Origin of the sequence: Mycobacterium sp., assembly GCF_032162605.1 — a bacterium.
In the GTDB taxonomy this organism is placed as follows: Bacteria; Actinomycetota; Actinomycetes; order Mycobacteriales; family Mycobacteriaceae; genus Mycobacterium.
In genome coordinates, this window is sequence record NZ_JAVROT010000066.1 from 1 (window position 1) to 8,227 (window position 8,227).

At 67.3% G+C, this 8,227-nt stretch carries 10 protein-coding genes; all 10 read left to right on the forward strand.

Annotated elements, in window-relative coordinates; all coding sequences use genetic code 11:
* On the forward strand, positions 1 to 487 hold a 487-nt coding region (locus QOI01_RS03675), incomplete at its 5' end, for a preprotein translocase subunit SecY (RefSeq protein ID WP_526378695.1).
* A complete protein-coding gene (locus tag QOI01_RS03680; protein WP_526378697.1) occupies positions 484 to 1,029 on the forward strand; it encodes an adenylate kinase in 546 nt (181 codons plus the stop codon). The genes QOI01_RS03675 and QOI01_RS03680, both read left to right, overlap by 4 nt.
* Before the next feature lie 3 nt (positions 1,030 to 1,032).
* The gene (map, locus tag QOI01_RS03685) at positions 1,033 to 1,830 is read left to right on the forward strand and encodes a type I methionyl aminopeptidase (protein ID WP_526378699.1); all 798 of its coding nucleotides are present in this window, start codon (positions 1,033 to 1,035) and stop codon (positions 1,828 to 1,830) included.
* Positions 1,831 to 1,963: 133 nt separating this feature from the next.
* Positions 1,964 to 2,479 carry an RNA polymerase sigma factor gene (locus tag QOI01_RS03690; protein WP_526378700.1) on the forward strand — a complete coding sequence of 172 codons (516 nt, stop codon included), beginning with the start codon at positions 1,964 to 1,966 and terminating at the stop codon, positions 2,477 to 2,479.
* Complete coding sequence (locus QOI01_RS03695; protein ID WP_526378702.1) at positions 2,476 to 3,213, forward strand: anti-sigma factor family protein; 738 nt, start codon at positions 2,476 to 2,478, stop codon at positions 3,211 to 3,213. Before QOI01_RS03690 ends, QOI01_RS03695 begins: the two co-directional genes overlap by 4 nt.
* Before the next feature lie 70 nt (positions 3,214 to 3,283).
* A complete protein-coding gene (locus QOI01_RS03700; protein WP_526378704.1) occupies positions 3,284 to 4,990 on the forward strand; it encodes a thiamine pyrophosphate-binding protein in 1,707 nt (568 codons plus the stop codon).
* A complete protein-coding gene (locus QOI01_RS03705; protein ID WP_526378706.1) occupies positions 4,971 to 5,636 on the forward strand; it encodes a DUF8713 domain-containing protein in 666 nt (221 codons plus the stop codon). The genes QOI01_RS03700 and QOI01_RS03705 overlap by 20 nt, the downstream gene beginning before the upstream one ends.
* Positions 5,637 to 5,644: 8 nt before the next feature.
* A complete protein-coding gene (locus QOI01_RS03710; protein WP_526378708.1) occupies positions 5,645 to 6,658 on the forward strand; it encodes a 3-oxoacyl-ACP synthase III family protein in 1,014 nt (337 codons plus the stop codon).
* Positions 6,655 to 7,680 carry a pyridoxal phosphate-dependent aminotransferase gene (locus QOI01_RS03715; protein WP_526378710.1) on the forward strand — a complete coding sequence of 342 codons (1,026 nt, stop codon included), beginning with the start codon at positions 6,655 to 6,657 and terminating at the stop codon, positions 7,678 to 7,680. Before QOI01_RS03710 ends, QOI01_RS03715 begins: the two co-directional genes overlap by 4 nt.
* A 58-nt stretch (positions 7,681 to 7,738) precedes the next feature.
* Positions 7,739 to 8,227: MarR family winged helix-turn-helix transcriptional regulator (locus QOI01_RS03720; protein ID WP_526378712.1), on the forward strand; the 489-nt coding region annotated here is incomplete at its 3' end.

Genomic DNA, 8,227 nt, shown 5'->3' on the forward strand with positions numbered 1-8,227 from the left:
CCTGATATACATCCCGCACCTGATCACCCAGCTGGTGCAGAGCGGCAGTTCCAGCCCTGGCACCGGTTGGTGGGACAAGTTCGTCGCGAACTACCTGACCAACCCGTCCAGCCCCGTCTACATCGCGGTCTACTTCGGCTTGATCGTCTTCTTCACCTACTTCTACGTGTCGATCACGTTCAACCCCGACGAGCGCGCCGACGAGATGAAGAAGTTCGGCGGCTTCATCCCCGGCATTCGTCCCGGTAAGCCGACCGCCGACTACCTGCGCTACGTTCTGAGCCGCATCACCCTGCCCGGCTCGATCTACCTGGGTGTGATCGCCGTCCTGCCGAACCTCTTCCTCGAGATCGGCAACACGGGCACCGTGCAGAACCTGCCCTTCGGCGGTACCGCGGTGCTGATCATGATCGGTGTCGGTTTGGATACGGTGAAGCAGATCGAGAGCCAGCTCATGCAGCGCAACTATGAAGGGTTCCTCAAGTGAGAATCGTTTTGCTTGGACCGCCGGGTGCGGGCAAGGGCACCCAGGCGGAGAAGCTGGCCGAGAAGCTTGGCGTCCCGCACGTGTCCACCGGGGATCTCTTCCGCCGCAACATCAGCAATGAGACCGAGCTGGGCCTCGAAGCCAAGAAGTACCTCGACGCCGGCGATCTGGTGCCCGCTGCACTGACCAACGCGCTCGTCGACGATCGGCTCGACGACGCCGACGCGACCGAGGGCTTCATCCTCGACGGCTACCCCCGTTCGGTGGAACAGGCCGAGGCTCTGCGCGAGATGCTGGCCAAGCGCGATCGGTTGCTCGACGCCGTGGTGGAGTTCCGCGTCTCCGAGGACGAGCTGCTGGCCCGGCTCAAGGGCCGCGGCCGCGCCGACGACACCGAGGACGTCATCCTCAACCGGATGAAGGTCTACCGCGACGAGACGGCTCCACTGCTGGACTACTACCAGGGCGAGCTCAAGACCGTCGACGCCGTCGGTTCTCTCGACGAGGTGTTCGCCCGCACGCTGCGCGCTCTCGGTAAGTAGCCGATGATCGGGCTGCCGGGGCTTCGTGGACGAAAGGTCGTTCCGCAGCGCAGCGCCGACGAGCTCGACGCGATGGCCGCCGCAGGCGCCTTGGTGGCCGCGGCGCTTCGGGCCGTGCGGCGAGCCGCCCAGCCGGGGGTCTCGACGCTGGAGCTCGACAGCATCGCCGAAGCGGTGATCCGCGACGGTGGCGGCATTCCATCGTTCCTCGGCTATCACGGGTTCCCCGGCAGCATCTGCTCGTCGGTGAACGACCGCGTGGTCCATGGCATCCCGTCGGCGGGCGAGGTGCTGGCCGCCGGCGATCTGGTGTCCATCGATTGCGGCGCGATTCTCGACGACTGGCACGGCGACTCGGCCGTGACGTTCGGCGTCGGGCCGCTGATCGGGGCCGATCAGGCCTTGTCCGAGGCGACCCGCTCGGCCATGGAGGCGGGCATCGCCGCCATGGTGCCGGGCAACAGGCTCACCGACGTGTCGCACGCCATCGAGACCGAGACGCACGCCGCCGAGGCGCGCCACGACCGCAAGTACGGCATCGTCGCAGGCTACGGCGGGCATGGCATCGGCAGAAGCATGCACATGGACCCCTTTCTGCCCAACGAGGGCGCGCCGGGGCGCGGGCCGCAGCTGGCGGCTGGCTCGGTGCTGGCGATCGAGCCGATGCTGACGCTGGGCACGACGAAGACCGTCGTGCTGGAGGACGGGTGGACCGTCGTCACCGCGGACGGCACCCGCGCCGCGCACTGGGAGCACACCGTCGCCGCCACCGATGACGGCCCTCGCATCCTGACGCTCTGAGGCGACAGGACACTCCACAGGCAACTCACAGGCACCGACGGGAACTGTCAAGTGGTGCGCGTGGGCCGTGTACAGCGGTTTAACTGAACTTCGCGACCGTCCACTGCGTAATAACTGTCGGGAGGGTTGGGGAATGGACGATCCGGAGGCCGCGATGATGCGGGTTCTCTACGACGAGCACGCCGGTGCGCTGTGGCGTTACGTCCTGCGGTTGACGGGTGACGCCGCCCGCGCCGAGGACGTGGTGCAGGAAACGCTGCTGCGTGCCTGGCGGCATCCGGAAGTCACCTACGACCCCGAGCGGTCGGCGCGAGCGTGGCTATTCACCGTCGCGCGCAACCTGATCATCGACGAGCGCCGCAGCGCGCGGTTCCGCAACGAAACTCAGACCGACGACGTGGAGGCGGTGGCAGACCATGCAGGCCCCGACGAGGTGGACGGCGCGCTGGATCGATTACTGCTCGGCACGGCGATGAGTCAACTGTCGGAGGATCACCGTGCTGTGATCCTCCGTGCGTACTACCAGGGCTGGAGCGTGGCGCAGACTGCCGCCGATCTCCAGATCGCCGAGGGCACGGTGAAGTCGCGACTGCACTACGCAGTGCGCGCCCTTCGGCTCAACTTGCAGGAATTGGGGGTGACACGGTGACACAGTCTGATGATTTCCGAGGCTTGGAAGCGGTGGACGGCCACCGGTACGGGACGTGGGACGCGGCGTACGTGCTTGGTTCGCTGTCGAGCGCCGAACGCCACGAGTACGAGGCGCACCTCGAGACGTGCGACCGGTGCCGCGCGGCGGTCGCAGAGCTCAGCGGCATGCCGGCACTGCTGGCGATGCTCGACGCGGATGACGTCCGCGGGCTGGAAGCGGAGCAGCCCGTTCCGCCGCTGCGACCCGAGGTGTTGGAATCCGTGCTCGACAAGGTGCGGTGGCGTCGTCGGCGATCGCGGGTACTGACGTCGGCCGCCGTCGGGCTGGCCGCCGCACTGCTGGCCGTCGGACTGGTGATTGGCGTGCGACCCGGCATCGTGGGCCTACAGAGCGGCACGGATCAGACGACGGCGCAGCAACTGCCGATGGACAAGCTAGTGCCGACCCCGTTCAGCGCCTCCATCGCGTTGAACAGCTTCGCCTGGGGCACCCGCATCGACATGGCCTGCACATACGGCCAGTGGTCGAGCGGCAGCGCGGCCCCGCCGAGCAACCTCGGCATGGTGGTGGTGGGCCGCGACGGCACCCACACGCAGATCGCGACGTGGCTGGGCATGTCCGGCGCAACTGCGCTGCCGAGCGGGAACACACCCGTCGCGGCGACGGATATCGCTGCCGTGCAATTGGTTTCGGCGGACTCCGGGAAGGTTTTACTCGAGCGTCAACTGTGAGTTCGCCCACGCCGTGAACCGTGGTGCCACGCAAGTCGTGTCACATGCAGGGAACGGAAGTAGGTGAGCAATGGCAAGCAGGCAACGGGTGGTCGACCACATAGTCGACAGCCTCGCGGCTCGCGGTGTGAGTCACGTCTTCGGCGTCGACGGCGCCAACATCGAAGACCTCTACGACGCCGCGCACTACTGCGACGGGATCACCGCAGTACTGGCCAAGCACGAGTTCTCGGCGGCGACCATGGCCGACGGATTCAGTCGGGCCACCGCCAACCTCGGGGTGGTGGCGGCGACGTCTGGTGGCGGATCGCTGAATCTGATTGCGGGGCTGGGGGAGTCGTTCACCAGCGGGATTCCCGTGCTGGCGTTGGTGGGTCAGCCGCCGACGGCGCTCGACGGGCGTGGCAGTTTTCAGGACACCAGCGGCAAGGGCGGTTCGCTCGACGCCCACGCGCTGTTCTCCGCGGTCTCGGTGTACTGCCGGCGGCTGCTCACCGCGGCCGACATCGTGACGGCGCTACCTGAAGCGATCGCCGCCGCCCGTACCGGAGGGCCCGCGGTGCTGCTGCTGCCCAAGGACGTTCAGCAGGCCGTCGTCGATGTGGACGGAACCGTCGTGCCCGCCGACCATCCGAAATCGCGGCCGGGGGATCCGCGTGCGATCGCCCAGGCACTGCAGCGCGCGCAGGGACCGGTCACGATCATCGCGGGCGAGCAGGTTGCCCGCGACGATGCACGCGCCGAACTCGAGGAATTGCGCGCCGCACTGCGGGCGTGGGTGGCGACCGTCCCCGACGCCAAGGACGTCAGCGGATCGCCAGGCCTCGGCGCGTCGTCGTCGCTGGGTGTGACCGGGGTGATGGGCCACCCAGGCGTTGCCGACGCAGTCCGCAACAGTGCGGTATGCCTGGTCGTGGGCACCCGGCTGTCGGTGACGGCTCGGACCGGCCTCGACGATCCACTGGCGGGGGTGCGGACGCTGTCGATCGGGTCGGCGCCGCCGTATCTGCCATGCACCCACGTCCACACCAACGATCTGCGTGCGTCGTTGTCGCAGCTGACCCGGGCGCTGACCGGCCACGGCAGGCCGCATGGTCTGCGCGTTCACGGTCCGATGCCGCGCACCGAGTTGATGCCGCCCGTCCATCGTGGTGACGGCATCCGCTACCGCGACGCGATGACCGTGCTGGACGCGGAGCTGCCCGACGGCGTGGACGTCGTGGTCGACGCGGGCAACACCGGGGCTTCGGCGATTCACCACCTTCCGGTGCGCCGCGCGGGGCGATTCGTCGTGGCGCTGGGCATGGGTGGCATGGGCTACAGCTTCGGTGCCGGTATCGGGATGGCCTTCGCGAGGGGACGGCGGACCGTCATCGTCGCGGGCGACGGCGCCTTCTTCATGCACGGCATGGAACTGCACACCGCGATCCAGTACGGCCTGCCCGTGACGGTGGTGCTGTTCAACAACAACGCCCACGCCATGTGCGTCACCCGTGAGCAGCTGTTCTACGGCGACCGGTACAGCTTCAACCGGTTCACGCCGAGCCGCCTCGGCGTCGGCCTGGCCGCGATGTTCCCCGGGCTCCCGTCCGTCGATGTCACCGACGTCGGCCAGCTGCCCGACGCACTTCGTGCCGCCCTGGATCACGACGGGCCATCGGTCGTGAGTGTCGAATGCTCCGCGGACGAGATGCCGCCGTTCGCACCATTTCTTGACGCCGCCCAACAATTTTCGTTCGAGAAGGAGATGATGCCCGATGTCGCTGCCAGCGCTTGACGACATAACCGCACACACCGGCAATCCGGAACCCATCGACGGGGTCATCCGGATCGAGACCTCGCCACGGGAGAAGGCCACGCCGATCATCATGGAGATGATGCGGTCGGTGTATCCGCACGACGAAGTCTTCGGTGAGTACTGCACCGTCAACGATTACGTCGACTGTCCGCCGGACGAACTGTTCGAGTACCTGTCGGACACCCGAAGTCTCGAGGAGTGGACTTACAGCCTGCGGGGCTTCACGCCGACGGATGAAGACGGGTTGTGGCAGGCCTACGACCGCCTCGGCTCAGAGACCGAGATCTACACCCGGACGGTCGCCAACAGTGAGGCGCTCACCGTCGACTACCACTGCGCCTGGGACCAGGGCAAGCACCTCTGGATGGTCTACCTGATGCGGATCATCGATGCGCAGGTGGTGTTGGACAAGCCCGGGTCGGTGGTGCTGTGGACCAACTGCCATCACCCGTTCTACGACCACAACCCGTACCCGGACGCCGCGCCCAAGGAGCGCCCGGTATGGGTCGGCGACTTCTGGGACATGTTCGGCGCCGGTCACATGCTGGAACTGAAGAACCTCAAGGCAATTGCCGAGTACCGGCACCGCAACGGACTGCCGGTGACACCGGCTTGGATGAGATGAGGACCGACATGACCGTCAGCTTGATCGATCTGTCGACGTATCTGCCGGGGGACCCGATCGGCGCCGACTACTACGCTCAGTTCGCCGATTCGGACGACCTGCGCGACAACCTGATGTTCCGCGCACCCAAGTTCCGGCACCACGTGGCCGAGGACGAGACGGCGATCGACATGGTGGAGCGGGCCGCTGCGGGTCTGGTGGAACGCCACGGCCAGGACGCCATCGCGAATGTCGACGTGCTCATCACCCACACCCAGGCGCCGGACATGCCGTTCTACGGCGGCGGCGGCGGGATGGCGCATCGCCTTGGCATGAAACCGAATTGGGTGATCGATCTGCACAACGGCGGCTGCGCGGCGTTCGTGCTCGGCCTGAAACTGGCGCGCAACCTGTTGGAGTCGGGTGAGGGGCGCACTGCGCTGATCGCTGTCGCGCAGAACGCCGCAGGCCAGGCCTTCGATCAGCCCGGGGTACGTCGCAAGCCGCAGGCAGCGGTACCCGGCGATGGCGCCGCGGTCGGCCTGGTGACGCTGTCCGACGAATCGCCGATCCTCGACATCGAATGCCGCACCTACGGCGAGTACGCAGGCGACATGACACTCGCCATCGACCCGCCACGCAAGTGGTGGCAGGCAGGTCCCGGCGAGGCCTGTATCGGGTTCACCGAAAGCAAGATCACCAAGGTGCTGGCCAGGGGCAACCGACAGGTACCCGAGGTGTCATACGCGGTGTGCGACCGAATCGGCATGCAGCCCAAGGATCTCGACCTTCTGGTCACCAATCAACCCAACCGCGCCTTCCTGCGCAACTGGCGCGAGGCGCTGGAGCTTCCGAAGGAGAGGCACCTCGACACCTTCGATGAGTGCGGCAACCTCTTCGCCGCGGGTATCCCGGTCAACCTCGAACGCGCGATCTCCGACGGTCAGGTGAAGAAGGGCGACGTGATCATGATGGCGGCGTTCGCGCACGCCGGTGACTTCGCCGGCGCCGCCGCAGTCCAGTGGGGAGGACGCACCGGATGACCATGCACTACGCCTTGACCGATGCGGTTGACGCGCTACCCGAGGCCGTGAACCCATTCGCGTTGTCGCTCAACGAGAACCCATTCCCGCCGCTGCCATCGGTGCGCTCGGCGCTGGTCGCCTCGATCGACGCCGCCAACCGCTACCCGGAGTTCCTACCGGAGCGGATGCGGTCGCTGATCGCCGCCCGGGTGGGGGTGGGCGATGACCAGGTGGTGATCGGCGCCGGCGCCACGGGAGTGGTCATGCAGGTGCTGCACGCGGTGACCAATCCCGGCGACACGATGGTGATCACGTCCCCCACGTTCGACGGCTACCCGATCTTCGCGCAGATGGCGCGGTTGAACTCGGTGACGGTGGCCCTGGACCGGCACGGCCACCACGATCTCGACGCCATGGCCGACGCCGCCGCTCGGGCGCGCGTGGTCGTGCTGTGCCGCCCGCACAATCCGACCGGCACCGTCGAATCCGCCGCCGACGTCGAGCGGTTCTTGCACCGCGTGCCGTCGGACACGGTGGTGGTGCTCGATGAGGCCTATGTGGAGTTCCTGGCGCCCGAGCAATGGATCGACGCTCCTGCGTTGGTTGCGCGATTCCCCAATGTCGTGGTGCTGCGCACGTTCTCGAAGGCCTACGGGCTCGCGGGTCTGCGCATCGGGTACGGATTCTGCGCGCCCGAGCTGGCGCGGCGGTTGTGGACCATGCAGCTGCCCTTCGGCATGGGCATCACCGGCCTGGTAGCCGTCGCCGCCTCGTACGACGCGGAAACCGAACTGCGGCAACGTATCCGGGTGATCATTGCGGAGGGCCGCTACCTTCGGTCCCGGCTTGCCGCGATGGGGGTGTACAGCACGGACAGTCACGCCAACTTCGTCTACCTGCCCGCTGGCGCCCGGCCGTGGTGCGAGGTATTCGAGGGCACGGGGCTACGGGTGCGCGCCTACGCGGATGGCGGCGTGCGCATCTCCGTTGGCAATCGGCAGTCCTCGCGCGCAGTGCTTTCGGTGGTGGCGCAGGCCTGATTCGCGTCGCCTGGGCTGAGTTGCCTCGTCCCCGACGTCGGGTGCGGTAAGAAGGGTCGTGTCCTCTGAACCCGCCGAGCGCGATCCCATCGCCCTGGCGCGCGCCAACTGGGAGCGCTCGGGGTGGGGCGAGGTCGCCGACGGCATGGTCGCCGTCACGTCGGTGATGCGTGCCCACCAGATCCTGTTGGCCCGCGTCGAGACGGCGTTGCGCTCGTATGGCCTTAGCTTCTCGCGGTACGAGCTGCTGCGGCTGCTGGCGTTCAGCCGTACCGGCGCGTTGCCGATCACCAAGGCCTCCGATCGCTTGCAGGTCCACGTCACCAGCGTCACGCACGCGGTCCGGCGCTTGGAGAGTGACGGTCTGGTCGAACGGATTCCACACCCCACCGATGGACGCACCACTCTCGTCCGACTGACCGACCTCGGCCGCTCGACGGTCGAGGACGCCACGGTGACGCTCAACGAGGAGGTGTTCGCCGACATCGGGATCTCCGCCACCGAGTCGACGGCCCTGGCGAGGGCGATCGAGACGCTGCGCCGCCAG

What these genes read in the sequence shown, in the direction of transcription:
- QOI01_RS03705 (WP_526378706.1), top strand. Translation starts at nt 4,971, where the DNA reads ATGTCGCTGCCAGCGCTTGACGACATAACCGCACACACCGGCAATCCG.
- QOI01_RS03715 (WP_526378710.1), top strand. Translation starts at nt 6,655, where the DNA reads ATGACCATGCACTACGCCTTGACCGATGCGGTTGACGCGCTACCCGAG.
- QOI01_RS03700 (WP_526378704.1), top strand. Translation starts at nt 3,284, where the DNA reads ATGGCAAGCAGGCAACGGGTGGTCGACCACATAGTCGACAGCCTCGCG.
- map (WP_526378699.1), top strand. Translation starts at nt 1,033, where the DNA reads ATGATCGGGCTGCCGGGGCTTCGTGGACGAAAGGTCGTTCCGCAGCGC.
- QOI01_RS03690 (WP_526378700.1), top strand. Translation starts at nt 1,964, where the DNA reads ATGGACGATCCGGAGGCCGCGATGATGCGGGTTCTCTACGACGAGCAC.
- QOI01_RS03710 (WP_526378708.1), top strand. Translation starts at nt 5,645, where the DNA reads ATGACCGTCAGCTTGATCGATCTGTCGACGTATCTGCCGGGGGACCCG.